This window comes from Peribacillus sp. YIM B13477 (genome assembly GCF_042787955.1).
GTDB lineage: Bacteria > Bacillota > Bacilli > Bacillales > DSM-1321 > Peribacillus > Peribacillus frigoritolerans.
In genome coordinates this window covers 832,267-858,826 of sequence record NZ_JBHZPD010000002.1, presented here as the reverse complement: position 1 = coordinate 858,826, position 26,560 = coordinate 832,267, and the positions used below count along the sequence as shown (strand labels likewise).

Sequence of the window (26,560 nt, the reverse complement as noted above, 5' to 3'; positions counted from 1 at the left end):
AGAGACGCCACCCACATTAAAGCAAATGGATACTTATACGGTTAACCTACTTATGTTTGGGTATAAATAAAGTAGAGAGTAATCGATTGAAGGAGTGATTGACTTGGCTGAAAACACAACCTTGGGACAATATTTATACGACTGCTTAAAAGCAGAAGGCATTACAGAGATTTTTGGTGTGCCTGGAGACTATAATTTCTCATTGCTAGATACTTTGGAAGATTACGATGGGATTGAGTTTATTAATGGACGAAATGAACTCAATGCTGGATACGCAGCGGACGCATATGCCCGGGTGAAGGGCATGTCGGCACTGATAACCACCTTTGGTGTCGGTGAAATGAGCGCATGTAATGCAATCGCTGGAGCGTACAGTGAAAATGTGCCGCTCATCCATATTGTCGGCTCGCCAAAGACCATGATGCAGCAGGAAAAGGAGCTTGCCCACCATACGTTAATGGATGGAGATTTTGATGTTTTCCGTAAGGTTTATGAGCATATTACCGGTTATACAGCAATACTTACACCAGAAAACGCAGCTAGGGAGATACCGGCTGCAATCAAAATCGCGAAAGAAAAGAAAAAGCCCGTTTATTTGGTAGTGGCTATCGATCTCGTTGAAAAACCATTGCTTTCTCACGGTAAGACATCAGAAAACATGACAAAAACGAATGTCGATGCTTTGCAGTCAGCAGTGAAGCATATAAAAGGCATGTTAGAACATGTAAATAATGCCGTTCTGCTTGTGGACGTGAAAACACTTCGTTATAACTTGCAGAAACCCGTACAGCAGCTCGCTGAGAGGTTAAATGTTCCAGTTGCTTCACTGATGCAGGGTAAAAGCGGGTTTGATGAGAGTCATCCCCAGTATATTGGTGTATACGGCGGAGCTTTCGGAAGTAAGGATGTAACTGAGACTGTTGAAGAAGCGGATTTGATCATAGCCGTTGGTACTGTTTGGTCAGACGTCAATACTTCCAAAGGTACAGCAAAGCTTAACCCGTTGAAAATGGTGGAAATTCAACCTGACACATTAAAAGTGGGGGAAGCCAGCTATATGAATGTCAAGGCGGAAGAAATACTAAATGCGCTCCAGGACATTGGCTACCGTCAGAAAGAATCTGTCGGAAACATCTCGTTTCCGTATGACACAATGGTGGAAGACCCGTCAGCACCACTGAAAGCGACTTCCTATTATCCTCGAATTCAGCAAATGTTGAAGGAAAATGACATTGTGGTCACGGAAACAGGAACATTCTCTTATGGCATGTCACAGGTCAGATTGCCGAAAGGGGCGACCTACATAGCCCAGGGAGGCTGGCAAAGCATTGGTTATGCGACGCCTGCAGCTTTCGGTGCTTGTATAGCGGATAGAAACCGGCGTGTCCTTTTGTTTACCGGGGACGGATCGATACAGCTGACAGCACAGGAAATAAGCTCGATGCTGGAAAACGGCTGTAAGCCCATCGTGTTTATCCTCAACAATAACGGCTATACGATAGAAAAATTCTTAAACGTAAAAGTCGATATAGAAAAACAGAAATACAACGAGATACCAGAGTGGAATTATACAAAACTGGCTGAAGCATTTGGTCAAGAGGCATTCACAGCAAGAGTCGAGACGAATGGTGAACTGGATGAAGCCATTACAAATGCCCAAGATATGAACGCCGATAAACTTTGCCTTATAGAACTGGTCGTGAAAGATCAGATGGATGCACCGGATTATTTGAAAAAAATAAGGCAGTACCTTGAAGAGCAAGAGAAACTAAAGTAATTCCATGTTCGAAATGCAATCAACCCTGATTAAACACTAGAATATACTTTAATGTTTTGTTTATGAAACCTCACTAGATTGAAAAATTATGAAATACTCCTCCCGAGTAACTGGCAGCCGAGACACCACAGGCGTGTGCTTTGAGGTAACTGGGCAGAAAACCGGCGGAAAAGGGAGCAGATTTCTGGAATCGAGTGGAACGTAATTTAAGAAAAAAACGTAGGCTAGGCTCATCCCGAACCAAGTTTAAGACGAGGTGATCCTTGAGTTTTTTTTACATTAATCCTTAAAGGATGGAAGAAATTTGCGACACTCCTGCCGAGTAACTGGCTAGCCGAGACCCCGGAGACGTTTACGTCGAGGAGGCTTGGCAGACAGTCGGCGGAAAGGGAGCGGATTTCTGGAATCGACTGGAACGTAATTTAAGAAAAAAGCGTAGGCTGGACACACCCGAACCAAATTTAAGACGAGGTGATCCTTGCTGTTTTTTTACATTAATCCTTAAAGGATGGAAGAAATTTGCGACACTCCTGCCGAATAACTGGCTAGCCGAGACACCACAGGCGTTTGCTTTGAGGTAACTGGGCAGAAAATCGGCGGAAAAGGGAGCGGATTTCTGGAATCGGCTGGAACGTTTTTGAAAGAAAAAAGCTCAGGCAAACTTACTCTCCTTATTAGTATACTTTCTGAAAAGGTCTTCTGTGATGAAGGCCTTTTTTTGTTGGAAATGTAGATAATGTACTTACTTATATCTGCACGGCCCGATCAAGGACAAGAATGCAAGTTGAAAAAGTGAACAGGATATACCCGGAATGACAATACCAATATTAGTAACGGTCATTTCAAAATTGAAACCAAGAATTTTTAAACTAAGAGTATTATGAAACTTTCATGTAATAATAGGGAAAATATTCTTCATTATCAGAGAAAACCATTCTTTTTCCTGCTAGCAATTTCTGTAGAGAAGGAGGTCCAAAAAATGCGTAAAAATGTATCATTAGCGCGGTTAATAGAGTCTAATAAAGAAAATCTCAACAATAATCAGATGTTCATAGATCTTATAGAAGAAAAAGTCCATAGAAAGCAGGTTGAAATGCAGGAAAGACATCTAACAACATCAAACGATAACTAAAGGAATTATCAAGTTTTGAAGGAGTCCGTATCAGTAATCAACTGAATTATGCGATTGCGGAAATGCAAGGTTAATCCGCCAGGTATGAGGAAAGAGAGGATAAAAAAGGTTAGCTTAACTTTATATATTATTCTACCTATTGATAATGAGTAAGTATTGGTATTATAAAATATTTTTAACGGGTGTGTGTATCATTGCTTCGGGTATCTATTATAAATTTGGGTTTACTAGTGAAAGGTTTAGTTTATTTTGTATATCTTGCAATACTTTAATGTGTTTTGAGTATTTTAATCGTAAAATCAATTATAAAAAAAGACTTAATACTTTAACGAATTATATGCATAATTTAATGCGAGAGTTAGGATGGCTTCAAAAAGAAGGGGGATAAGCCATAACACCAGTTGGCGGCTAGTTAACATTATCATAAGCAAAAAAAGCGTGTATGATCATTTATCGAAACACGCTTTTTTGCTTTTTATCGTTTACTGCCACCATCATTTAGTTTAGGACACGGACTGCCTTCACAAAGCTTGGTCCCCAGTAGGAATTGTTAATGTTAGCGTAGGATACACCTTTAGATGTCGAAGCATTCAGCATTTGACCGTTACCGGCATAAATTCCTACATGATTGATTACTCCATCATTATTGGTATCGAAAAATACTAAATCCCCTTTTTGCAGGGCCTTTGAGGATACAGCTTTACCAACGTGTGATTGGGCTACTGAATTTCTAGGCAAGGAAATACCTGCACTTTGGAATGCTCTTAATGTGAATGAAGAGCAATCAAATACATCAGTGCGTGAAGTGCTCGCACCGTAAACATACTTGGCTCCCAAGTATTTAGCGCCAGCTGCCAAAACTTGATCTGCCTTGTTGGATTTGGACGGTTTATTGATTGCAGATGCCGAGGCCTTCCCTGAAACCCGGATGGTTTGGCCGATACGAATACGATCTGAATTGGAAATATTAGGGTTTATTTTAAGTAAGGCACTAAGGGAAAGGTTATATCTTTTAGCGATTGTTGATAAGGAATCCCCTAATTTAACGACATAAACGCCTGTTGTATTTTTACCTTTATCCGGATTGCTGGTAATGGCATTAACCTTCAAGACCTGACCTGGAAAAATGAGAGTGCTAGTCAAATGATTCATAGACTTTAATTGTTGGACAGTCATATTATTGACTCTGGCAATTTTGCCCAGTGTATCCCCGGATTTGACTTTATAAGAAGTATTTGAACTATTTTTAGCCGAAGGGCTGGATCCGGAGGTTTGTCCGGAAACCCGGATGGTTTGGCCAATATATATCCGGTCCGAACTAGAAATATTAGGGTTTAATTTAAGCAGGGCACTAACGGATACATTATATTTATTGGCAATTTTAGATAAGGAATCCCCAAGTTTAACCACATATTTTTCGGTTTTATCTTTACTTTTATCTGTATGGTTGTTAATGGTATTAAATTTCAAGACTTGGCCGGGAAAAATAAGGTCACTAGTCAAATGGTTTTGAGATTTTAAGTGCTGGACAGTTGTATTATTGGCTTTAGAGATTTTATCTAGGGTGTCCCCTGATTTAACTTGATAAGAACCAGCATAAGCAGAAGTGCCGGCGATTAGGGTACCTATAATGGTCCCCGCAAGAATGAAAGAGTTTTTAGAATTGTTCATTTAGGAAAGTTCCTCCTGATGTGGTAAAAAAATATCTAGCATTTATATTATAAAGGTATGGAATATAAAAAACATGACCCATATCAATAAAATTCAATTTTTTCATCATTTTTCGGGTTATTCTGTAACAGGAAAATGGGAGTCTGTTACATCGGGTGGATTATTGGAGTATAAGAGGACCAAATCTTGGAATTTCGCATAAATGGATAGCTAGTAAACTCAAAGGAGCATTTCATAAAATGGAAGTTTGAGTTACGGTAATTAAAAGAAAGGTAAGAATAACAAATCTTACCTTTCCGTGATTAATTTTTTAATATTGAACTATAAACGTAGGGGGCATCAGGTTCACGATTTTACTATGTATAAGGACTCCAAGTAGAGGGAAGTCAATATATTATTACCGGGGTAATTGGCTGGAAGTTGCCTAAAGTTTATATTCACTAATTTTGATATATCGGAATGCTTACCGACAAAGCAAAATCCCCTCTAAGTTGTGTAACATACACAGAATTACAATGTTCGCTTAGAGGGAATAACATCATGGAGACTATTTTGGTCCCCTTTTATTAATTAAGTTCTTACGGGATATAAATGGATTGTCGGTAACCCAGAAACGCCAAGGGTAATCCTTTGCTTCCCCGGAGTTGTCGATTCCGACGCGGGGGCCGCTGGATATGTGTTCAGGCTTTTTTCCTGCAGCCAGATAAAGCGGGGGGGCCGTAAAAGATCGGCCATAATCATCCACGGTGATGCCTAGTGCCTTTGTTAGCTTCCCTGGTCCATCGGTCCATTTACGAATATCGGCAATTCCGCGTCTTTCATGCATTAACTCGAGCCCTGAATACGGTTCAATCGCGCGAATTAAAATGGCTTCCGGATTTTCAGGTCCGCCGCTTACGACATTGACCAGTGTATGTGTGTGCATGACGTATGTATAGATCAAACCGGAATTTCCGAACATCACTTCCGTCCGCTTTGTCCGTCTATTTCCAAAACTATGTGCGGCCCTGTCCCCAGGTCCCATGTAGGCCTCTGTTTCAACAATGAATCCAGAAGCGGTTCCTTCCGCTGTTTCTTTTACGATCAGGCAGCCAAGAAGGGATTTCGCCAGTTCAAGCGTGGGCTGCTGATAAAAATCAGCAAGCAAAATTGAATCGTTTATCCTGTCCATAGTATCACCCCATTTAGTCTCATACAGGTAAATTGCCCTTATCAATGAAAAAGAAACATAGGATTGAAGGGATGAAAAAGGCCGGCTGATTATATCAGCCGGTCCCGAGCCTGTTTTAGCCTAATTCTTTTTCCGTTTCTTGATCTCTTTTGATTCGGCCCGAACCCACGGAAAGTGCCACTAATATCCCTGCGGATACAAAAAAGATACCGGTGATGAAAACACTGGAGAATGCATCGATCCAAGCATTTTCTATCGTTTTAACAAGGACATTGCTGACTTCTGCGGGCATTTTTAGGTTTTCGGGATAAAGCATGATGTTGAATAACGTATCCGTTTTATCGGCTAATGCTTTCAGTGCTTCATGCAATATAGGGTCCTTTTGACTTACCACCGCATCATCCATATTTTGCTGGAGATTGTGATTCATGACAGCATTCAAAATCGTGATGCCCATCGTTCCACCTATTGAGCGGAAGAAGGTTGAAGCCGCTGTAACCGACCCTAGCTGCGATTTTGGAAATTCGTTCTGAACGGCAATCATCAATGTCGGCATGACAAGCCCCATACCTATCCCAAGGATGGCCATGAATGAGTACGCAGTGAATATAGTCGTACTGCCGTCCATCATACTCATTAGGAAAAAGCCAAGCGTCGCAAAGGCCATTCCAAAGGTAAGCACGGTACGAAAACGGAATTTCAAAAGTAACCGCCCGCCAATGATGCTGGAAAGAATCATACCAATCATCATCGGAGTCATGGTCGATCCCGCTTTTGTTGGTGAAACTCCCAAAACGCCTTGCATGAACAGCGGGACGAACATGATTGCCCCGAACATGCCAAGGCCAAGCAGGAATCCTAAAATATTCGTGGTGGAAAAAACTCTATTTTTAAAAAGGGATAAATCAAGGATCGGTTCGACCGCTCTTCTTTCAAAAATGATGAATAGGATAATGAAGACAATGGTGCTGCCGAAAATCAAGATAGATTCCAGTGATAACCATTCGAATTTATCACCACCGAAGGTCAAGCCAAGCAATAACAGGACAATACCAGGAATCAAAGTGAAGATTCCTAGATAATCGATATTCACTTTCTCTGTTTTCCTTATCGCTTCATGTTTCAATCCTACATAAATCAAAATGGCCGATAGTAAGCCTGTCGGTACATTGATCAAAAAGATCCAATGCCAGCTGATATGGTCAACGATCAGGCCGCCCAGAAAAGGGCCGATGACAGAACTTAATCCAAAAAGGGCTCCGAATACACCCTGCCATTTGGCTCTTTGTTCCGCAGAGAATATATCGCCGATGATTGTTTGGGATAAAGGCATGATCATTCCGCCGCCGATTCCCTGCAGACCTCTGTAGATGATCAATTGCTCCATCGAAGTGGCTGTGGCACATAAAAACGAACCGATCGTAAATATGATTGTACCAAGCAGATAAAGGGAACGCCTGCCATATAAATCAGATAGCTTTCCAACAATGGGTACAACAGTCGTTGAGGCTATTAAATAGGCAGTCGTTACCCATGCAAAGATGGTGAAACCATTCAATTCCCCGATAATTGTCGGCATGGCCGTACCGACGATCGTCTGTTCCAATGAACTGAAAAACATTCCTATGATCAATCCTGTTAAGACAAGCTTGGTATTGACCGCTTTTTTTTCCATTTGCATAGCATTTCTCCATTTCTATAACCGTATTTCTTATTCGTTTGTGACTAATAGGTCAAAATTATAAATCTCTAATGACCAATTAGTCAACGTTTTTTTGCAAAAGAATTCAATTACTTGACTATAGTGCGTAAAGGTGAATATAAAGATTCATCCATATCACTTTAAGTAATTCGGCCAGAAACTACCAAATCCTTCCTGATTAATATCTCCAACGTGTTTCCATTTATCATATCCGATATAATAAAGTGGGAACATAGATGAACTTATGATTGGAAGTGTAAGATATGAATAAAAAAATCGGGTTTATTGGATGCGGCAAAATGGGTGAGGCAATGCTTGAGGGCATGCTGCATGCAAAGGTCATTTCACCTGAAGGAATAATGGTCAGTACTTCGAGTGCGGAGACTAAAACTAAAATCACCACGAAATATAACGTTAGGGGTACTTTGGATAATAAAGAGGTTGCCGGTTTTGCCGATTTTCTCTTTCTGGGGATCCAACCTGCCATGCATAAGCAAGTACTTGAAGAAGTGAAGAATCATGTTAAAGAAGACACCGTTATCATTACTATGGCAGCAGGGGTCACTGTATCTCTTGTTGAGAACAGCTTCGAAAAAAGAGTGAAGGTAGTCCGGACGATGCCAAACACTCCTTCGCTTGTCGGTGAAGGCATGACTGCCATGTGCATCAATGATGAAATTACCGATGCTGATATAGAGGATGTGACTGCACTGCTGAATAGTTTCGGTAAAACGGAAATCCTGCATGAAGATTTGATGGACGCAGTTCCGGCTATCAGTGGTTCGTCGCCTGCTTATGTTTATATGTTCATCGAGGCGCTGGCTGATGGAGGGGTCCGTGATGGCATCCCACGAAAACAAGCATACCGAATGGCAGCACAAGCTGTAATGGGAGCTGCTAAAATGGTACTGGAAACGGAAAGACATCCTGCTGCTTTAAAGGATGATGTCTGCACGCCGGGCGGATCAACGATTTCTGCGGTAGCGGCTTTAGAAGAGAATCAGCTAAGATCCAGCATTCTGCAAGCAATGAAGGCCTGCACGGATAAAACGAAAGGTTTCAGTAAATGAAGAAAGATGGATTGCCTATTAGCGGGCAATCTCATTCGCGAACTATTTTCAGAATGTTCGGAGAAAAGAGGGAGGCTGTAATAATGAAAGGTTATATAGAAGAATTAAGGAAGATACTTTCGGAAGAACAAGTAACGGTGAATGAAACTCTATTGGAACAGCACAGCCATGATGAATCATATCACACCCCGCATTTACCGGATATGGTCATATATCCAAGGAATACTGCAGAAGTAAGCGCAGTCATGTGTTATGCGAATGAGCATGAAATACCAGTCATTCCTTTTGGGTTAGGATCAAGTTTGGAGGGGCATGTCGTTCCAGTCAAAGGGGGTATTTCCCTGGATTTGTCCTTGATGAATCAAATATTGGAAATCAGGGAAAATGATTTCCTTGTTAAGGTCCAACCGGGTGTGACAAGGACGCAACTTAATAAAGAATTAAAAAAATACGGTTTGTTCTTTTCCGTCGATCCTGGCGCCGATGCTACATTGGGTGGGATGGCAGCTACGAATGCAAGTGGGACGACCTCGGTCAAATATGGGATAATGCGCGATCAAGTCAGGGATTTGGAAGTGGCTTTAGCAAACGGTGAAGTGATTCATACCGGAAGCTTAGCGACAAAATCATCTTCAGGCATTCATTTGAATGGCTTGTTTGTCGGCTCTGAAGGTACGCTGGGTGTATTTACTGAACTGACATTGAAGGTATATGGCATCCCTGAAGTCACTATGGCCGGAAGAGCCTCATTTCCAACCGTCGAACAGGCAGTATCTGCGGTTAATGGGATCATGCTTGCTGGAATCCCGATTGCACGAATTGAATTGGTGGATGCCGAGTCCATAAAAAAAGTTAATCAATTCATGGACAAATCCTATGATGTCCAACCAACTCTATTCCTCGAGTTTCATGGGAATTTTGCCGGACTGGAACAGGACGTCAAATTTGCCAAGGAAATCGTAAGTGATTTTGGCTGTGGAGATATCCAGTTTGAAACCGATTCAAAAGCACGGAACGCCTTATGGGAAGCGCGCCATAATCTCGCGTACGCTTTCATTCATAGTGCACCCGGAAAAAAGCTGATGGTGACCGACGTAAGTGTGCCACTACATGAATTATCGAATGCCATACTGGATACAAGGAAGAAAGTCGAACAATCCAAAGTGGAGGGTGCGATTATAGGACATGTAGGTGACGGGAATTATCACGTATTGTTCATGATTGATTTGAAAAATCCTGAAGAAGTTAAAGAAGCGAAGAGGTTAAATGAAGAAATCGTCGAATATGCATTAACAAAAGGCGGTACATGTACCGGTGAACATGGGGTAGGACTTGGAAAATCGAAGTATCAGCGAAGGGAGCATGGGGCTGCTTATGAAGTGATGAAAACGATCAAACAGGCTTTGGATCCGAAAGGAATAATGAATCCAGGAAAGATTTTCATAGATTAAGAGGAATATTCTATTTTGTATGATTAATAAGGACATCAACCGGGGAAAGGGCAGACTTGATCAAGAAGTGGCATTATATCTCCGGAAAAATCGCCCGTTCGAGCAGATAATCCAACCCATATGAGGATAATTCGACCCTTGTGCGGAATATCCCGGCCTGATCCAGATATCATACGAAGAAGCTCAGCTTCATCGAGGCCCTCGTCCAAAAAAATAAGACTCCAGACAAGATTCTGGAGTCTTATTTATATTAAGCGTTAATGTTATTCGGGTTTAAGGCGTTTTCAACACTTACGTAATTGTAGCCAAGGTCTGTGGCAACTGCTTCGAACGTGATTTCACCGTTAGCGACATTGACGCCTTTTGCAAGAGCATCATTTTCAAGGATCGCTTTGATGGCACCTTTATTTGCAATTTGAAGTGCAAATGGGACTGTTACGTTAGTTAAAGCTACTGTAGAAGTTTGAGGCACTGCCCCTGGCATATTCGCCACTGCATAATGAACTACTCCATGTTTAACATAAGTAGGGTTATCATGTGTTGTTATGTGGTCGACCGTTTCAAAGATACCGCCTTGGTCGATTGCAACATCGACAATGACTGAACCTGGAGACATCGTTTTAACCATATCTTCAGTAACGAGCTTAGGAGCTTTAGCACCTGGAATCAATACGGCACCGATTACTAAATCGGCATCTTTGACTGCTTCTGCAATATTATAAGGGTTGGAGATGAGTGTAGTCAGTTCATTTCCGAAAATATCATCAAGCTGACGCAGGCGGTCAGGGCTTAAGTCAAGAATGGTAACATCTGCGCCTAAACCAATAGCGATTTTAGCAGCATTCGTTCCAACCATTCCTCCGCCGATTACAGCGACTTTACCGCGTTTAACTCCAGGAACTCCGCTTAAGAGTATTCCTTTACCGCCGTTATTTTTTTCAAGGAACTGAGCACCGATTTGTGCAGCCATGCGGCCTGCAACTTCACTCATTGGTGTCAATAATGGAAGTGTGCGGTTTACTGCAACCGTTTCATAAGCAATGGCCAAGACACCGCTTTCTTTTAGTGCCTGAGCTAGTGCCGGTTCTGCCGCAAGATGTAAATATGTGAAAAGGATTAAATCTTTTCTGAAATATTTATATTCAGATGAGATAGGTTCTTTTACTTTCATGATCATTTCTGTACTTGCCCAAACGCTAGCAGCGTCCTCGACTATAACAGCACCAGCTTCTTGATATGCTTCATTTGTGAAACTGCTTCCTAGACCTGCGTTCATTTCGATTAATACTTCATGTCCTGCATTGACTAATGCCACGACCCCAGCTGGAGTGATAGCTACACGATTTTCATTGTTTTTAATCTCTTTTGGAATTCCTATTCTCATCTTAATCCCTCCAATAATATGTTTTACTATTTGTATCACAAGTATAGTTGGAAAAAGAAACAGTTAGTATGTGGAAATCAGAAAAATGAAAAAGGTGTATTTGTGGAATTCCACAAACGCAGTTTCAAAAACCATGGACTTGCGCGGATCAAGACCTTTGTAAAGCTGAAATCAATTCTTTGCAATAGGTTCTTGAATGCGCTCTAAAATCCTTCTTTTCTTGTAAAGCATGATTCCCGTATCGGCGATATCTGCAATCATCGAACGATTTGTAATGGCGCCAAATATTATTCCGGCAACAGGAACCATTTGCAAAAGCTTTTTCCAGCCAAACTGATCGCGGTATGTATAAACGACTTCTCGCCATCCCTGGAGTTCGGATGCTATTTCCCTTTTTGATTGGGAATTCGTCTGGTTCATGTTCGACAATTCATTTAATAGAGCCTTTTTACCGACAACATCCGATGTTGTAAATTGCAGACATTTGACGATGAAAATACGTTCTTGGCGGTCCCTAGGATTGAAGCCATATGTGATGGCGATATCCTGAAGGGTTTTGATGGACAACCCGAGAAGAAGTGGGATGTCGATGGCCAAGGTGAAGATTCCGCCAATCCCGGTAGTGGCACCTTGAACCGTTGCCAATTTGCTGCCTGAAGTTTTAATATCCTGACTCACGCTATCCATGATATGGAGGGGGATGCTTGAAACCTCTTCCAGGTCATTAATATTCAACTCGGGAACCTTGGCTTGCAACTGACTTAGAATATGGGCTTTTTTCGTTAAATATTTTCCGCCATTCTGAATGTAGCTGCCGATTTCATCAAGCATGAAACCTAATTTTTTCTGAATGAAATCCGGTGTCAACTTATCCAATAGCTTGAAGGGGATGCGCCCAATCCGTTCCCAAAACCATAGTCCTTTCTGATCTTTCTCCCATTTTTCAATGATTGTTAATTCTTTTTCAAGTTCTTCTTTTGTTTCTAATTTCATATGATCAACCTTTCCACACTTCTTTTAGTATTCCATATCTGGGAATATTACCATTAATTTTTTTTGAAAAATTCATCATATTGATTAAGTTTAATGTTAAGAAAGAGGGACATTTTTTGAATTGGATCCTTTAATCGAATATTTCCCACTTCAGAGATTCTTTTTAATCGGTAATTCAAAGTATTTACATGGATATGAAGATTTTTTGAAGCTTCATTTGGGTTGCAGTCTTTCTCTAGATAGACGGTGAGTGTTTGCAGCAGTTCCGTCTGGTTTTTCATATCGTATGCTTTAAGTTTAAGGATGGAAGGATGAACACGGCGCTGTTTGTTGCTTGCGAGTGATTCAATCATTTGAAACATGCCAAGTTCTTCATAATGTAAAATGAGTGCCATGTCATCAGGGAATATATTCTTCATTTTTAGGGTGTATAGAGCTTCTTCGTAACTTGATTTAACATCCATTAAGTTTTTATACATATTGCCAGCCGTTCCAAGGATATGTTCAACACCGAAACGCCGTTTCATCTCCAGAATGAAAAAAGGAATGAACTCATAAATCGATGAAGTGAAAGAAGGGCTGTTTTCCTGGTTGGCTCCCGCGAAAAGAATGAGCTTGTTATGGTCAATGGCAAATAAGGAACTGTTTATCTTTTGAGTGGTCGTTAACATATATGAAATGTAACGCTCCACTTCGCGATTGATCTCTTTAGGAAATTCGAATACCAATATGGAAAAAACCACTGGAACATGGATTGAGAATTTCTTGTAATTTTCAATTATTTCCGATTCTTCTTGGTAATGCCCGGTCAACATGCGCCATAGGAACTCTTGATGACCTGCTTCTTTCCTTTTCTTTTTCAATTGCAATTGCTGTAACTGGTTCTTTGCCTCTTTGGCAGCGAATTGCAGAAATTTCATATCTTCTTCGGTGAAAGGTTCATTTACTTCCAAGGCCCAAATGAATCCAAGTACTTCATTATTTTTCCGTATGGAAACCGCAACCCTGTTACCGAGACCGACATCATTGATGGCCCCGATTTTAATGGGGGCATCTTCCTTCAATAACGCAGGGATGAAACCATCTTTCCATAAACTGTTGATGACCTTTTCAGGGACACGTCTTCCGATTATGGTCATGATACGAGCCTGATCCGTAGTATCATCGTGAGTGCTATAAGCAAGTAAGCGGTGGTTACCGTCCTCGATTGTAATGGGGCAACCTAAAACAGAACTGATTCTATCGGCAAACTCCATCATATCTCCATAAAGGTCTTTAAAAATATCTCTATTTTTTTCAAATTCCTTCATTTTTATTTTGCCCCTCGCTAAAAAAATTCCTTCTCCTTGAATTTTAAACGATTTCCTATTGATAAGCATAGATAAATCCTTTGTAAAACAGAAAATCCCTACCGATGGAAACCGGAAGGGATTTTATTTTAGAATAAGAAGTTAATTAAAAGATAAAGCAATCCAGCTAATGTTGCCGAGATGGGAATGGTAATGAACCAAGTGATGATCATTCTTTTGGCCGTTCCCCATTTTACGCCCTTGACACGATGCGCAGATCCAACACCAAGGATTGAAGACGAAATAACATGGGTTGTACTGACTGGCATGTGTATTACAGTCGCGCCGAAAATGATAAAGGCTCCGGTTAAATCGGCTGCAACACCATTGACCGGGCGGATTTTCATGATTTTGCCGCCAACTGTCTTAATGATTTTCCATCCGCCGACGGAAGTTCCAAGTCCCATTGCGAGAGCACAGGAGAACTGAACCCAGAAGGCGATATCGGTACTTGATGCATAACCATTTGCAATAAGGGCCATCGTGATGATACCCATCGCTTTTTGTGCGTCGTTCGTTCCGTGGGTATACGATTGAAGTGCTGCAGTAGCAATCTGTATAGTCCGGAATCTTTGGTTTGTTTTTGTCAGGTTATTGTTTTTAAAGACAACTTTAAAGATGCTGTATACGATAAACCCGATTGCAAAAGCAATTAGCGGGGAGAAGATCAAAGCTTGAAGAATTTTCATGAATCCTCCCCAGTTAATTCCAGCGAATCCTGCTGCAGCAATGGCTGCACCAGCAATCGAACCAATCAATGCATGGGAGGAACTGCTTGGTATTCCGTAATACCACGTTAGAAGGTTCCATATGATAGCGGCAAGTAGAGCAGCCATTATTACATATGAACCATTCGGAAGCGTGAACGGATCCACGATATCCTTCGTTATGGTCTTCGCCACTCCAGTAAATGTCATGGCACCGACGAAATTCATGACGGCTGCCATGATGATGGCATGCCTAGGCTTCAAGGCCTTTGTTGAAACGGCAGTCGCTATTGCATTGGCTGTATCATGAAAACCATTGATGAAGTCAAATGCTAAAGCAAAGAAAACGATTAGTATTGTTATAATTAATAAAGTATCCATTTATTGGGGTACTCCTTAGGCGTTTTTCATTATGATTGTTTCAAGTGTATTGGCCACCGCTTGACAGTGATCGGCAATCTCTTCAAGGCTTTCGTAAATTTCTTTATATTGAATGATCCTGATTGGATCTTTTTCAACTGTAAACAAGTTTTTGATTGATTGACGTTGGATTCCGTCACAAACGGATTCAAGATCTTTAATTTTGATTGCATGTTCACGTATCAATGGCAATTTTTTAGTGGATAGTGTATCGACAGCATTTTCAATCTCATACGTACACTGTTTGATTGCATCCACAAACTTAAGCATATACTCATCTGCATTGACAATCGAGTACATTTCGAATAATGCCGCACAGTGTTCCAAACCATCTATGACATCATCCATTCTCATGGTTAATTCAAGGATATCCTCCCGTTCGATAGGAGTGATGAAAGCATTGTTCAGCTCTTTGATCACATTATGAACCATTGAATCGCCTTTATGCTCATAGTCTTTCATGGTATCTGAAAATACTTTGAGATCGGAGATGTTCTTGAGTTTATAATCCGCGAAATAGTCAGCACCTTCTTTAAGGTTTTGAGCGATGTTAAAAAGCATTACCGCGAATTTGTCTTTTTTTGATTTAAAAGCCATGTTAAAGCCTCCCAATTAGTCATGCAAATTTACGCACTTTAGTCGTACGCTTAGTATTAACAAATTGATTGTAACGAATTCATGTAGTATCCGGGAAGGTTTTTCGACGAAAATTTACAAAATCTTAATAAAACTTTATATAAAAAAACAAGGAAAATTAAAAAAAGGGAAAAACCTGCATTTATAAGGGGGTATTTGTAAAAAAAAAAGCCTTTCCGATATGGAAAGGCAGAAGGTTTTATAAAAATAAAGCAATCAAATAGTAAATGATTCCAGCTAAGGAAGCAGAAATTGGCAATGTAATGAACCAAGTGACCAACATGTTTTTTGCGGTTCCCCATTTTACCCCTTTAATGCGATGTGCAGAACCTACCCCAAGTATTGAAGAAGAAATGACATGTGTCGTGCTGACCGGCATATGCAGGAAGGTTGCACCGAAAATGATCGCTGCTCCGGTCATATCGGCAGCCACACCATTAACCGGGCGGATTTTCATGATTTTACCGCCAACGGTTTTGATGATCTTCCATCCCCCGATCGATGTACCAAGCGCCATGGCTATAGCGCAAGATAATTGTACCCAGAAAGGAACTTCTGAGGTAGAGGCATATCCGTTAGCAATCAAAGCCATCGTGATGATACCCATGGATTTTTGAGCATCATTCGTCCCATGTGTATAAGACTGGATGGCCGCCGTGACAATTTGTATTCTCCTGAATCGTGTATTGGTTTTTCCTAAATTATTATTTTTGAAAACTACCTTGAAGATACTGTAAACAATGAATCCAAGCGTAAAGGCAAGGATGGGAGATAGGATCAATGCTTGTACAATTTTAGTGAATCCACTCCATTTAATCGCATCGAATCCACTGGCCACGATGGCCGCTCCAGCTATTGAACCAATGATCGCATGGGAGGAACTGCTTGGAATGCCAAAATACCAAGTGATTAAATTCCATATTATTGCCGAAATTAGTGCAGCAAGGATAACATAAGAACCATTATTCAATGTGAAAGGATCGACGATATCCTTCGTAATGGTATGCGCTACACCGGTAAAGGTCAATGCTCCCAATAAATTCATGACCGCAGCCATGATGATTGCATGACGTGGTTTAAGCGCTTTGGTTGATACGGCTGTAGCGATGGCGTTAGCCGTATCATGGAAACCATTGATAAAGTCAAAGACCAAAGCAAAAATTATTATTAGCGCGGTTAAGATGAGTATGCTATTCATACATGGAGGACTCCCTTGATTTCAAGTATGTAAAGTGTATATAGATTGTGGCCAATGAATGGGCGCAGGACAGTTGCACTCCTCAATATTTAGAATGGGAGTTTTAGTTTTGATTATTCTTTAAAGATGGCACCTTCTTTTTTACATGGTTTAAAATCGAACTATACTATTGTAACGAATTACATACCTATTAGGATAGATGTTTCGTCATTTTTTTACAAAATATTTAACTTAGTGAATGATTAAATAGAAAAAATGTTTCCTTTAATATATATAAATGGTATTTAAGGATGTGTTTTCGCTAAAAGGAATCTCAATAAATCCCGATGCTTATGGTTAGAAATAGAGGGTGGAGGGATGTATAATTGGTAAATAAAAGTAAGGGGGAATGATGGAATGATTTCGAATATTGGGGAAACGATCACCTTACATAATGGAGTTAAAATGCCACAGTTGGGTTTCGGTGTATTTAAAGTGAAAAACGGCAATGAAACGGTTGAGTCCGTCAAAAAAGCGGTCAAAGTCGGTTATCGTGCGATTGATACAGCGGCCATTTATGAAAATGAAGAAGGTGTAGGCCAAGCGATTCGGGAATGCGGAGTGCCACGTGAAGAATTGTTCATAACCTCCAAAGTGTGGAATACCGAGCAAGGGTATGATACAACGCTCAAGGCATTTGAAGATAGTTTAAATCGACTGGGAATGGAATATTTGGATTTATACCTGATCCACTGGCCGGGAAAAGATAAATATCTGGAAACCTGGAGGGCCTTGGAGAAGCTTTATAAGGATGGAAAGGTGAAATCAATCGGTGTAAGTAATTTCCATGTTCATCATTTGGAAAATTTACTTGCAAACAGTGAAGTGAAGCCGGTCGTCAATCAAATTGAATTGCATCCACTTTTGACTCAAGTCGAACTTCGTGATTACTGTGCAAAACATGAAATAAAGGTAGAATCTTGGAGCCCGCTAGGCAGAGGGAACCTTTTGGAAGAGCCGACAATTAATCATATAGCAAAGAAGCACGGGAAAAGTCCAGCACAAGTGTTGATTAGATGGCATTTGCAACATGATCTAGTTGTAATACCTAAATCGATTACGCCATCCCGTATCAAGGAAAATGCACAGGTATTTGATTTTTCATTGAGTTTAAATGAAATGAATCAAATAGATGCCTTGAACAAAAATGAACGTTTCGGCAGCAATCCCGATGAACTTTTGTTCTAAAAAGAATACTGCAAATGATAGGAGGGTGTCCCGATAATGGGGCACCTTTTTCTTTTTGCTTTATGAACATAATTGAGACGAATGCTGCTTATACTAACTATGTGACAAAGTTAAGCCTATGGTATACCCGTTTAATATATCTGATAATCCTGTTTTTGTTGCCAAATATTTTTAAAAAAAATTAGGTTTTAGATTAATTAAACGGGGAAAATAATGAGTACAGCAGCAAACAAAAAGAAAAAATTCACTAACACGAGGATTGTCCAATCAGTTACTCAAGGGCTATAGCTAGCTAACACTACCCAATAACTAAACATTCACATTCATTAGATATTGTGCGAATCGGCATCATACCATTTGAATGTAAAGGTTAAAAGTACTGAAAAAAAGCATGACAATATGGAAGTGATTTAATTTCTTGGAGTCTGCTGCAGAAAATCAAAAAATAACTAATTTGAAGGAGGAAATATATTATGGGATTTTTATGGTCATTAATTATCGGAGGTATCATCGGTTGGTTAGCAGGTATGATTGTTGGACGTGACGTACCATTTGGAATTATCGGTAACATTATCGCTGGTTTTGTAGGTGCATGGTTAGGTTCATTAATTCTTGGGAACTGGGGACCTTCAGTGGCAGATTTCGCTATAATTCCAGCATTGATTGGTGCAATCGTATTTGTCTTCATCTTAAGCCTTATCTTAAAAGGCATGAGAAAAGCTTCATAAATACAAAAATAAAGCTGGCCCAAGTGGCCAGCTATTTTTTTATGCCAAAATGAACGGATTGCTTCCTACATGCAGATAATCCGTCCCAATTGCGTAAAATGGGAAAAAGGTTTTGAACTAATCGATCATAATTAAAGTGTAAGTGAATTTGTAAATCAGTTTTTATAAATTTGGCTATAGGAATCTTATTAAAAAAGTTTTTGTAGGTGTGGGATTTCTGAGAATGACATTTATCCCCATCTCCCATGACAAATTGATATAATAATATGATTTCAAATAATCCCTTGAAAGCGCAGAACAATTTCAGCAATAATTGCGGAACCCAAAAAGGTACCAAGTAAAACACACATTCCAACAACGATCGTTTTCCAACCTAGTTTAGCAAAGTCTGCCCATGAACGGCCAATACCTATCCCAGCATAGGCTAAAATGGGTGTAGCTATTGCTAAAAGACTGACATCTGCAGTCCACTTCACAATTTGATCTGACCCAGGCATGCTAGGAACAGTAAGTATAAACCCTAATATTCCAATGTAAGCTATACTTGGGATTTTGAGTGGGACTAGTTTACCGATAACAAGGCCCGCTAAAGAAATAAGGATTAATATAACCATTCCTGGTAAAGCAGTAATTGGGAGTATATCATAGCCAATATAATTTCCAATTAACACCACAACTCCGATAATCCCTAAAACTAATATCCATTCTTGGATGTTCTTTAACATTGGTTACACCCCCACATTCGATTTCATATTTTTACTTTTTCTTCTTGTCATCCATCCATAGAGTTTTTCTGTTAATGGCAAAGCAATAAAAATACTCACATATAAACCTGTTACAGATGTCGCAAGATTACTTGCACCTGAAAAAGCAATAATTTGATCTTTCATTTCTGGAAACGCCGTAACTAGAGGACCTAATGCAGCAGCTGCCATACTTCCACTTCCTATTCCTGTTGCCATAGCAAAGGATAATGGATGAATGGGCGTAACAGTTGCTAACAATCCAGATATTAATCCCATAAATATAGCGCCAAAAACGGTACCAAATATGTATACAGCCATAACTCCACGGCCTTCTGGTGAGGAAAAACCGTATTTATCAGTAATTAAAGCGACATTGGGCTCACGTCCAATAGAGTGTGTCATTCCGATAGATTCTCGTTTCAATCCTAGTAAAACTGCAACTGGAAGTGCCAGAAAAATGGTGCCGAGATTTCCTATTTCTTGAAGGAGTAGTGCAGGTCCTGCTTCAATTAACAGAGGCAAGGCTGGCCCTGCTTGTACCCCAAACTTCGCAATAAGTAATGTAACCGATATAAAAACAAGTGATTCAGCACTTTTGGATTGCTTTTCCTTAACAAGTGGTGTGAAGAATAAAGAAATTCCAATTATAACTGCATAAAGCATTGGTAATAATAAAATAACTCCTGGTCCTAACGAAATTTCGTGTGTACCAATCGTTTCAGACAGTAATACGATAGCAAAGACGGTGGCATGTACTCGCCAATCTTTCCAAAGTTTTTGTGTTTCAATCGTCAACTTTATCATCCCCTTTGATTTTTGGTCTTGAATTAGGGGCCAAATACAAATAGGCCCCTAAATTTCACCTATTTGGTTACTTGTTGTGATGATAAAGTTTTTGAACTATTCTTCATGTATTGTAATGTCGCTACCCCAAGAGTTTTCGCAGCGATTAATAACGAGCGTTCATCGATGTCAAACTTTGGATGATGATGTGGATAGGCTTGTTCCCAATCAGGATTTTTTGCTCCTGTGAAAAAGAATGTTCCTTTTACCTTTTCTAAATAATAGGAAAAGTCTTCACCACCCATAATAGGTGGGGTTTCTTTAACAGATTCAACCCCAGGTACTGAGTGAGCCAATTTCGCAACGAATTCAGTCTCCTCCTTGTGGTTAACTGTCGTCGGATATCCTCTCATATACTTATAGTCATATGTTGCATCTGATACAATACATGTTCCCTTAACGACTCTTTCAATTTCTTTTTCTATAAAATTACGAATCTCTTCTTTAAATGTTCGAACTGTACCAGTTAAAGTAGCTGTATCTGCAATAACATTGTAAGGATTTTTTGCTTCAAAAGCACAAACAGATACAACAGCAGATTCTAATGGGTCTACTTTCCGGCTAACAATTTGTTGTAGATTACCTATTAGCTGTCCTCCAATTACAATACTATCCTTTGTTTCATGAGGAGCAGCGCCATGTCCGCCTTTACCCTGAATTGTTATATCAAAACGATCAGGTGCTGCTTGAAGAGGGCCTGTCCGATAACCAATTTCACCTAAAGGCATCTGTGCCTGTAAATGCGTTCCAAAAATTACATCAACCCCATCCAGGCATCTATCCTCTATCATAGCAATTGCTCCACCTGGAGGAAGTTCTTCGGCATGTTGATGGAGAAAAACAACTGTCCCTTCAATTTCCGACTTCATGCCATTTAGAACCTTTGCAAGGCCTAATAATGTTGCAGTATGCCCATCATGGCCACATGCATGCATGACACCTTCATTAACTGATTTAAACGGAACTTCCGTTTGTTCATGGATCGGAAGTGCATCAAAATCTGCCCGTACAGCAACCGTCGGCCCGGGTTTATCTCCTTCTAGATAAGCTAAGACCCCATTTCCTCCAACCCTTTTGCGTACTCTATGCCCAAGTTTTTCATGATAAGCTGCAATATAATTTGCCGTATTCAGTTCTTCAAAAGAGAGCTCAGGATGTTGATGGAGATGGCGTCGAATATCAACGATTTCGTTATAAATATCATCTAATCCTTTAAATAATTGATCCATAATTCCACTCCTTTAATATAGTAGTATTTTATTTCAAATAAATGGTTGAATAGCAATTTTAACCCTTACCTCGGAGTATAACCATTATAATAGTAGCATTCGTATTTTGAAAATTCGATATATTGTCATAATTCAAGAAACTACAAATAGCTTGTTTTTCTTTTTTAAAAAGTAATAAAGCGCTTAGAATTTTTTTGCATAATACTAATTGTGATATTGAATGCATACAAAAATATTTTAATTCATTAAACAATTAAAGATAACGGATGATCATGGGGGAAATATCGGCGCATAAAATTATAGAAATACTGGTGAAGAGTAGCCGGGAAGTTCCCACAGCCATGCTAAGGGGTTTTTCTATTGTCTACAAAGGTTCTATAAGTATATCTAACTTTTGTTTTTGCCCTTTGGAAAGAGTACAAGTCAATGATTTACTCGCTGACGAGTTTTCCAAAAAGCCTTTCTATAGTAGTCATACCAGGGAGAATAATTTTTCTTGTGCTGTACGCAGAAGATACATTGAATTTCCATTGTGATAATTCCCTAAGGAGAAATTCTGATAACCTATACCAGACGGATTTCATTCATTAGTAATAAATAAACTTTAGCTTATCAGCCATTAAATTTTAAAGGTTGCTAATCTTTTTTACGTAAAATAAATAATAAAAAAATGCGAAAATAAAATTAAAATTGATATATAATCCGTCCGCTGGTGCATAAAAATATGAGGAACAATTTCGCTTTCATGAAGAAATTGAATGAACACCGTTCCGAAATGGAACGGTGTTTTCTGTTTGGATTATATGTGAACATCGAATATTTCAGGTCTATCAATGAAAGGAGCTTCAACGATCATTTTTTCTTCTGAAATGGGATGGATGAATTCGATTTTCCTTGCATGCAGGGCTTGACGTGGAAATGTCTTTTTTCCGCCATACAATGTATCTCCGGCCAAGGGATGATTCAAATGACTGAAATGCACCCTGATCTGGTGGGTTCGGCCGCTTTCCAGGGTGCAGCTGACGAGGGTCAAGTTTTTCTTGGAATCACGGTTAAGCACCCGATAATGGGTGACTGCCGTCTGGCCAGTAGGGGAAACCCTTCGTCTAGTGGCATGGTGGCGGTCACGTCCAATTTTTTCTTTGATTTCTCCTTCATCCTTTTTAATATTTCCTTCGACTAAAGCTAGGTAAGTCCGCTTGATTTCCCTTTCTTCCAACATTCTATCCAGCATGGACCCAATGAGGCGGTTTTTGGCAAAAAGGACCGCACCGGTGGTATCTTTATCAAGCCTATGAATATGCTTGATCATACAGGTCTGGCTGGTTTTTTGAAGATGGTGCGCGACTCCATTGAGGAGGGAGTGTGCATCACCCGGTTGAGAAGGGTGGGTTTCCATTCCAGCCGGCTTATTGGCTATCAACAACACATCATCTTCATATAAGATGGTAATTCCTAAGTCTGCGGCTTGAACTGTTTCATTTTCAGCGTGATCCAATAAGGGGATGCTGATCGTATCTCCTTCATTGAGGATAGTTGACCAGGTGACGTAGTTCCCATTCATTGACACTTCTTTACTCATCCTCCATTCATGCACTAATTTTTTCGGGGCCTTCCAACGCTCCCTGAAAAGCTTTTCCAATGTTAATCCATTCCAACTTTGGAGTACATCAATTATTAAATGTTGGTTAGTTATTTTGAAATTTTCCAATTTAACTCCTACTTTCGACTCGTTTGGTTGTGCTTAAATGAAAAAAATCTATAATAATTATGGAAATGGTGTAAAAAAGTAACCTTGGGCCTATTGCTAAGATTTTCAGTGGTGGAAATTACCACATATTTTTTACAAAATTTATGTTATTCTAGGGGGAAAGAAATCCCTTGTCCTAGAATATACATATAATAGATAGGTCTAACGGATCTGAAAAAAGGTGGTTTTTTTAGTGAAGACGGTCTTTTCTTCAACGGAAGAACAAGAGCAAGAAATAGCGAGTCTCGTGTCTCGTTTCTACGAATCTGTATTTCCAAAGTACTTTACGGAAAGTGAAATCCTTCATTTTCGTGAGATTGGCGTTTTAGAGCCCAATCAAAGTTCTGTTATTTACTTGGCAACATTAAGAGACGCATTTCAAGTAATGACATGTCTTCAAGTCCTTATGTCGATATTAGACAAACAAAAGAGGGTGATGGAACCTAAGTCTGAAGAATTGTTCCAACATAACATCACTCTATTGAATGAATGCGGAATATTCTTCCCCTTTTATTATGACCATTTTTCAAGTATAAACCTTGAAGCGAATAATGATATGCAGATGATGGACATCCAGGTGGCGAATCAATATTTAGTATAAGGCAAAAAAAATGAGCCGGCTATAACGGGAGAAGCATTTCCGTTAGGGCCGGCTCATTTTTTCATCCTTAATTAATATCGTGGTCCTCGAACCATTTCTCGAACGTTACTTCATCTTTAAATCCGACGATTCGTTCTTGTTCTTCCCCATTTTTATAGTGGACGATGGTCGGGGTCTTTTTGATGCCATAGTCGCTCCATCCTTGTTCAAACTCCAAAAGATTGAATTGAACAAGATCAATACCCAATTTCTCTGCCAAAGGTGCCACGACTGGTGTGGTTTTTTGACTGATTGAGTTCGTAGGACTATAGAAATAAACGGTCACGTCTTTACTATCTTGGAGGTCCTGCTCCAGCTCTACAGGAAGAATCAAATTTTGATAATTGGGGTCATCCAGCTGATCGACGGTAGCGGGTTTAAGCTTATCCTTGCCGTATGGATTTCCTTTTGATTTTTCTTCTTTTTTCATGTTTGTAAAAACGCTCAGCAGGACAAAAAGGGCGACGATTATCACTAAAAATATAGCCATTTTCTTCATTAAGCTGCAACCTCCTTGGATCTTGTCCATACGATGTAAAAATAATGACGAATGCAGTCAAGGCTAGAACGTGATGGTGATGAAACCAATACGTTTATATATTGTCCTGTACCTGGAACCCTTCTCATGCAAGGGTGTGGTCGGGAAAGAATGAATCCTTTTGTATCAAGTAATGGTACGTGGAAATGAATGCACCGATAGCGGACGATATCATGGTATAAAAACTGATCCAATAATCTTTTCGAATGATTGCAATTCCTGATATGATCATAAAAGGATACATGATGATCCGCTGATACCAACAGAGTGCACAAGGTTCGTATTGCTTAATTTCAGAAAAATATAAGCTTCCAAACATCGCAATGATGGAAGCAGCCCGGGCTGCAAATAATAAGTTTTCCACACTGCGTTTTGTATTGTTCATGGTTCCTCTTCCCCATCTCTTTTTACTCTCATGAAAAGTATAGTATGTAAGGACCGCGTCTGTAAAATATATATTCTTTTAACGGACATTCAGAATGTTATTATTTGAAATCAATGGGTAGGTTCGGTTGTTTTAATTTTTGAATAAGGGGTATAATTCTTATGGAAGAGATTAAAGGAGTCTGAGGAAAATGCCTAATTTGGACCTGCATAAATATGAAAAAATAATGGAAATACGTAATATGAGGCTAGGAGACATAGATGAAATAATTGCTTTGCAGTCGAGTTGCTTTCCGGGAATGGTTCCATGGAAGCGAGATCAGCTTGAGAGCCATCTGGCAATTTTTCCAGAAGGGCAGTTTGTGGCTGAATATGATGGAAAAGTGATTGGCTCATGTTCCAGCCTCATTATTAATTTTGACGAATATGATGACCGCCATACATGGGATGATGTAACCGATAATGGGTACATCAGTAATCATAATCCGGATGGTTATAATTTATATGGAATCGAGGTCATGGTCCATCCTGAGTTCCGCAGGATGAAAATTGGTCAAAGACTATATGATTCAAGGAAAGAACTTGTTGCCCACTTGAATTTAAAAAGCATCATTATCGGGGGCAGGATTCCCAATTACCATAAACATGCGGAGGAACTCTTACCAAGGGAGTATGTAAAAGAAGTTCAATTGCACAAAATATATGATCCTGTTCTTTCGTTCCAGCTTTTAAATGGGTTCACGCTTATGAGGATCAATCCGAATTATTTGCCGGACGATCTGCAATCCAATAAGTATGCTACGCTCATGGAGTGGAATAACGTAGATTATCAGCCGAAAACAAAACGGTATTATAAAACATCGGAACCGGTACGGATTTGCGTCGTGCAATACATGCTTCGTAAAATCGATTCATTCGATGACTTTGCTAACCAAGTTGAGTATTTCACCGACGTTGCTTCGGATGCCAATGCGGATTTCGCCGTGTTCCCGGAATTGTTCACAACCCAGCTGATGTCGTTCTTGAATGAAAGATCACCAAGCTTGGCTGTCAGGAAACTGTCGGATTTCACGGAGCAGTACATTGAATTGTTTACCACTTTAGCTGTAAGGTATAACGTCAATATCATCGGCGGTTCCCATTTCGTTAAAGAAGATGATGATAATATCTATAATATCGCTTATTTATTCCGTCGCGATGGAACGATTGAAAAGCAATATAAAATTCATATTACACCGAATGAAAGAAAATGGTGGGGTATTAACGCAGGTGACCGCGTTCGTGTCTTTGATACGGATTGTGGTAAGATCGCCATACAAATTTGTTATGATATTGAGTTCCCGGAACTCGCCCGGATTGCTACCGACATGGGAGCCAAAATCATATTCACTCCATTTTGTACTGAAGACAGGCAAGGCTACCTGCGAGTTCGCTATTGTGCCCAGGCCCGTGCCGTGGAAAACCAAATTTATACCGTCATTTCCGGAACGGTTGGAAATCTCCCGCAAACGGAAAATATGGATATCCAATATGCCCAATCGGGAATCTTCTCACCTTCGGATTTCGAATTTGCACGTGACGGCATAGTCGGGGAAACCAGCCCGAACCTTGAGATGGTCCTCATTGGCGATGTCGACTTGGAGATCTTAAGGCGGGAGCGTCAGTCCGGTACTGTAAAGCAATTGAAAGATCGCCGTCATGATATATACCATCTGCATTACAAAGATGGCGGGAAATAAATAGGAAGAAAACAGCTCGTGATGTGAAGAACACTGGATTAGGTTCTTTTCATTACGAGCCTTTACTTCATTTAT

Annotated in this window: 23 protein-coding genes; 8 read left to right on the top strand and 15 right to left on the bottom strand. The window is 40.0% G+C overall.

The window, feature by feature from the left end; all coding sequences use genetic code 11:
• Positions 1-103: 103 nt before the first annotated feature.
• On the top strand, positions 104-1,777 hold the full coding sequence (locus ACFX4H_RS10865) for an alpha-keto acid decarboxylase family protein (protein WP_377435197.1): 1,674 nt from the start codon (positions 104-106) through the stop codon (positions 1,775-1,777).
• A gap of 979 nt (positions 1,778-2,756) precedes the next feature.
• Positions 2,757-2,909, top strand: coding sequence for a hypothetical protein (locus ACFX4H_RS10860; RefSeq protein ID WP_174878757.1), 153 nt, complete (start codon positions 2,757-2,759; stop codon positions 2,907-2,909).
• A 498-nt stretch (positions 2,910-3,407) separates the two neighbouring features.
• Here ACFX4H_RS10860 and ACFX4H_RS10855 read toward each other — a convergent pair whose 3' ends face one another.
• The 3 genes from ACFX4H_RS10855 to ACFX4H_RS10845 form a co-directional block, all read right to left on the bottom strand.
• Positions 3,408-4,580, bottom strand: a complete 1,173-nt coding sequence (locus ACFX4H_RS10855) for a C40 family peptidase (protein ID WP_377435195.1) — start codon at positions 4,578-4,580, stop codon at positions 3,408-3,410.
• 547 nt (positions 4,581-5,127) lie between these two features.
• Positions 5,128-5,751 (bottom strand): DNA-3-methyladenine glycosylase, encoded by a 624-nt coding sequence (locus ACFX4H_RS10850; RefSeq protein ID WP_377435194.1) that lies wholly within the window; start codon positions 5,749-5,751, stop codon positions 5,128-5,130.
• Positions 5,752-5,866: 115 nt separating this feature from the next.
• Positions 5,867-7,432, bottom strand: coding sequence for an MDR family MFS transporter (locus ACFX4H_RS10845; RefSeq protein ID WP_034315100.1), 1,566 nt, complete (start codon positions 7,430-7,432; stop codon positions 5,867-5,869).
• A gap of 284 nt (positions 7,433-7,716) precedes the next feature.
• Here ACFX4H_RS10845 and proC point away from each other — a divergent pair, with 284 nt between their 5' ends.
• Entirely contained in the window at positions 7,717-8,523 is an 807-nt protein-coding gene (gene proC / locus ACFX4H_RS10840) for a pyrroline-5-carboxylate reductase (protein WP_377435192.1), read from the top strand.
• Positions 8,524-8,606: 83 nt separating this feature from the next.
• Entirely contained in the window at positions 8,607-9,974 is a 1,368-nt protein-coding gene (locus tag ACFX4H_RS10835) for an FAD-binding oxidoreductase (RefSeq protein WP_377435191.1), read from the top strand.
• 250 nt (positions 9,975-10,224) lie between these two features.
• Here ACFX4H_RS10835 and ald read toward each other — a convergent pair whose 3' ends face one another.
• From ald to ACFX4H_RS10805, 6 genes are all read right to left on the bottom strand, one after another.
• Positions 10,225-11,358 (bottom strand): alanine dehydrogenase, encoded by a 1,134-nt coding sequence (gene ald / locus ACFX4H_RS10830; RefSeq protein WP_063577231.1) that lies wholly within the window; start codon positions 11,356-11,358, stop codon positions 10,225-10,227.
• A 171-nt stretch (positions 11,359-11,529) separates the two neighbouring features.
• A complete protein-coding gene (locus ACFX4H_RS10825; RefSeq protein WP_377435189.1) occupies positions 11,530-12,351 on the bottom strand; it encodes an EcsC family protein in 822 nt (273 codons plus the stop codon).
• 53 nt (positions 12,352-12,404) lie between these two features.
• Complete coding sequence (locus ACFX4H_RS10820) at positions 12,405-13,661, bottom strand: PucR family transcriptional regulator (protein ID WP_034315574.1); 1,257 nt, start codon at positions 13,659-13,661, stop codon at positions 12,405-12,407.
• Between the two features lie 128 nt (positions 13,662-13,789).
• Positions 13,790-14,788: an inorganic phosphate transporter gene (locus tag ACFX4H_RS10815; RefSeq protein WP_137018051.1), complete on the bottom strand. Its 999-nt coding sequence runs from the start codon at positions 14,786-14,788 to the stop codon at positions 13,790-13,792.
• A 15-nt stretch (positions 14,789-14,803) separates the two neighbouring features.
• Complete coding sequence (locus ACFX4H_RS10810) at positions 14,804-15,424, bottom strand: DUF47 domain-containing protein (protein ID WP_034315087.1); 621 nt, start codon at positions 15,422-15,424, stop codon at positions 14,804-14,806.
• A 238-nt stretch (positions 15,425-15,662) separates the two neighbouring features.
• Positions 15,663-16,661, bottom strand: a complete 999-nt coding sequence (locus ACFX4H_RS10805; RefSeq protein ID WP_063596724.1) for an inorganic phosphate transporter — start codon at positions 16,659-16,661, stop codon at positions 15,663-15,665.
• A 396-nt stretch (positions 16,662-17,057) separates the two neighbouring features.
• Between ACFX4H_RS10805 and ACFX4H_RS10800 the strand changes: the two genes are divergently transcribed.
• Together ACFX4H_RS10800 and ACFX4H_RS10795 are read left to right on the top strand one after the other, a co-directional pair.
• Entirely contained in the window at positions 17,058-17,888 is an 831-nt protein-coding gene (locus ACFX4H_RS10800) for an aldo/keto reductase (protein WP_377435188.1), read from the top strand.
• A 473-nt stretch (positions 17,889-18,361) separates the two neighbouring features.
• The gene (locus ACFX4H_RS10795) at positions 18,362-18,616 is read left to right on the top strand and encodes a GlsB/YeaQ/YmgE family stress response membrane protein (RefSeq protein WP_170946860.1); all 255 of its coding nucleotides are present in this window, start codon (positions 18,362-18,364) and stop codon (positions 18,614-18,616) included.
• Between the two features lie 272 nt (positions 18,617-18,888).
• On the opposite strand, the gene ACFX4H_RS10790 is transcribed toward ACFX4H_RS10795, so the two are convergent.
• The 4 genes from ACFX4H_RS10790 to ACFX4H_RS10775 all read right to left on the bottom strand — a co-directional run bounded on the left by ACFX4H_RS10790 (position 18,889) and on the right by ACFX4H_RS10775 (position 23,145).
• Positions 18,889-19,341, bottom strand: a complete 453-nt coding sequence (locus ACFX4H_RS10790; RefSeq protein WP_063577227.1) for a hypothetical protein — start codon at positions 19,339-19,341, stop codon at positions 18,889-18,891.
• Between the two features lie 3 nt (positions 19,342-19,344).
• Positions 19,345-20,157, bottom strand: coding sequence for a DUF3100 domain-containing protein (locus tag ACFX4H_RS10785; RefSeq protein WP_377435187.1), 813 nt, complete (start codon positions 20,155-20,157; stop codon positions 19,345-19,347).
• Positions 20,158-20,225: 68 nt separating this feature from the next.
• Positions 20,226-21,434: a M20 family metallopeptidase gene (locus ACFX4H_RS10780; RefSeq protein WP_377435185.1), complete on the bottom strand. Its 1,209-nt coding sequence runs from the start codon at positions 21,432-21,434 to the stop codon at positions 20,226-20,228.
• 799 nt (positions 21,435-22,233) lie between these two features.
• Positions 22,234-23,145 (bottom strand): RluA family pseudouridine synthase, encoded by a 912-nt coding sequence (locus tag ACFX4H_RS10775; RefSeq protein ID WP_237752166.1) that lies wholly within the window; start codon positions 23,143-23,145, stop codon positions 22,234-22,236.
• A 232-nt stretch (positions 23,146-23,377) separates the two neighbouring features.
• On the opposite strand from ACFX4H_RS10775, the gene ACFX4H_RS10770 reads away from it, so the two are divergent.
• Positions 23,378-23,785 carry a DUF5365 family protein gene (locus tag ACFX4H_RS10770; RefSeq protein WP_377435183.1) on the top strand — a complete coding sequence of 136 codons (408 nt, stop codon included), beginning with the start codon at positions 23,378-23,380 and terminating at the stop codon, positions 23,783-23,785.
• 67 nt (positions 23,786-23,852) lie between these two features.
• Here the strand turns inward: ACFX4H_RS10770 and ACFX4H_RS10765 are convergent, their stop codons facing one another.
• Both ACFX4H_RS10765 and ACFX4H_RS10760 read right to left on the bottom strand, forming a co-directional pair.
• Complete coding sequence (locus tag ACFX4H_RS10765) at positions 23,853-24,323, bottom strand: thioredoxin family protein (RefSeq protein WP_034315075.1); 471 nt, start codon at positions 24,321-24,323, stop codon at positions 23,853-23,855.
• A gap of 124 nt (positions 24,324-24,447) precedes the next feature.
• Positions 24,448-24,747: a disulfide oxidoreductase gene (locus ACFX4H_RS10760; RefSeq protein ID WP_377435181.1), complete on the bottom strand. Its 300-nt coding sequence runs from the start codon at positions 24,745-24,747 to the stop codon at positions 24,448-24,450.
• Between the two features lie 190 nt (positions 24,748-24,937).
• Here ACFX4H_RS10760 and ACFX4H_RS10755 point away from each other — a divergent pair, with 190 nt between their 5' ends.
• Positions 24,938-26,485: a GNAT family N-acetyltransferase gene (locus ACFX4H_RS10755; protein WP_377435179.1), complete on the top strand. Its 1,548-nt coding sequence runs from the start codon at positions 24,938-24,940 to the stop codon at positions 26,483-26,485.
• The last annotated feature ends 75 nt before the right edge of the window (positions 26,486-26,560 follow it).

Excerpts from the sequence above, each read along its gene's own strand:
- ACFX4H_RS10850 (WP_377435194.1), bottom strand. The coding sequence starts at position 5,751 with ATGGACAGGATAAACGATTCAATTTTGCTTGCTGATTTTTATCAGCAG.
- ACFX4H_RS10755 (WP_377435179.1), top strand. The coding sequence starts at position 24,938 with ATGCCTAATTTGGACCTGCATAAATATGAAAAAATAATGGAAATACGT.
- ACFX4H_RS10790 (WP_063577227.1), bottom strand. The coding sequence starts at position 19,341 with ATGTTAAAGAACATCCAAGAATGGATATTAGTTTTAGGGATTATCGGA.
- ACFX4H_RS10760 (WP_377435181.1), bottom strand. The coding sequence starts at position 24,747 with ATGAACAATACAAAACGCAGTGTGGAAAACTTATTATTTGCAGCCCGG.
- ald (WP_063577231.1), bottom strand. The coding sequence starts at position 11,358 with ATGAGAATAGGAATTCCAAAAGAGATTAAAAACAATGAAAATCGTGTA.
- ACFX4H_RS10820 (WP_034315574.1), bottom strand. The coding sequence starts at position 13,661 with ATGAAGGAATTTGAAAAAAATAGAGATATTTTTAAAGACCTTTATGGA.
- ACFX4H_RS10795 (WP_170946860.1), top strand. The coding sequence starts at position 18,362 with ATGGGATTTTTATGGTCATTAATTATCGGAGGTATCATCGGTTGGTTA.
- ACFX4H_RS10805 (WP_063596724.1), bottom strand. The coding sequence starts at position 16,661 with ATGAATAGCATACTCATCTTAACCGCGCTAATAATAATTTTTGCTTTG.
- ACFX4H_RS10800 (WP_377435188.1), top strand. The coding sequence starts at position 17,058 with ATGATTTCGAATATTGGGGAAACGATCACCTTACATAATGGAGTTAAA.
- ACFX4H_RS10780 (WP_377435185.1), bottom strand. The coding sequence starts at position 21,434 with ATGGATCAATTATTTAAAGGATTAGATGATATTTATAACGAAATCGTT.
- ACFX4H_RS10860 (WP_174878757.1), top strand. The coding sequence starts at position 2,757 with ATGCGTAAAAATGTATCATTAGCGCGGTTAATAGAGTCTAATAAAGAA.
- proC (WP_377435192.1), top strand. The coding sequence starts at position 7,717 with ATGAATAAAAAAATCGGGTTTATTGGATGCGGCAAAATGGGTGAGGCA.
- ACFX4H_RS10845 (WP_034315100.1), bottom strand. The coding sequence starts at position 7,432 with ATGCAAATGGAAAAAAAAGCGGTCAATACCAAGCTTGTCTTAACAGGA.
- ACFX4H_RS10835 (WP_377435191.1), top strand. The coding sequence starts at position 8,607 with ATGAAAGGTTATATAGAAGAATTAAGGAAGATACTTTCGGAAGAACAA.
- ACFX4H_RS10810 (WP_034315087.1), bottom strand. The coding sequence starts at position 15,424 with ATGGCTTTTAAATCAAAAAAAGACAAATTCGCGGTAATGCTTTTTAAC.
- ACFX4H_RS10765 (WP_034315075.1), bottom strand. The coding sequence starts at position 24,323 with ATGAAGAAAATGGCTATATTTTTAGTGATAATCGTCGCCCTTTTTGTC.
- ACFX4H_RS10855 (WP_377435195.1), bottom strand. The coding sequence starts at position 4,580 with ATGAACAATTCTAAAAACTCTTTCATTCTTGCGGGGACCATTATAGGT.
- ACFX4H_RS10825 (WP_377435189.1), bottom strand. The coding sequence starts at position 12,351 with ATGAAATTAGAAACAAAAGAAGAACTTGAAAAAGAATTAACAATCATT.
- ACFX4H_RS10815 (WP_137018051.1), bottom strand. The coding sequence starts at position 14,788 with ATGGATACTTTATTAATTATAACAATACTAATCGTTTTCTTTGCTTTA.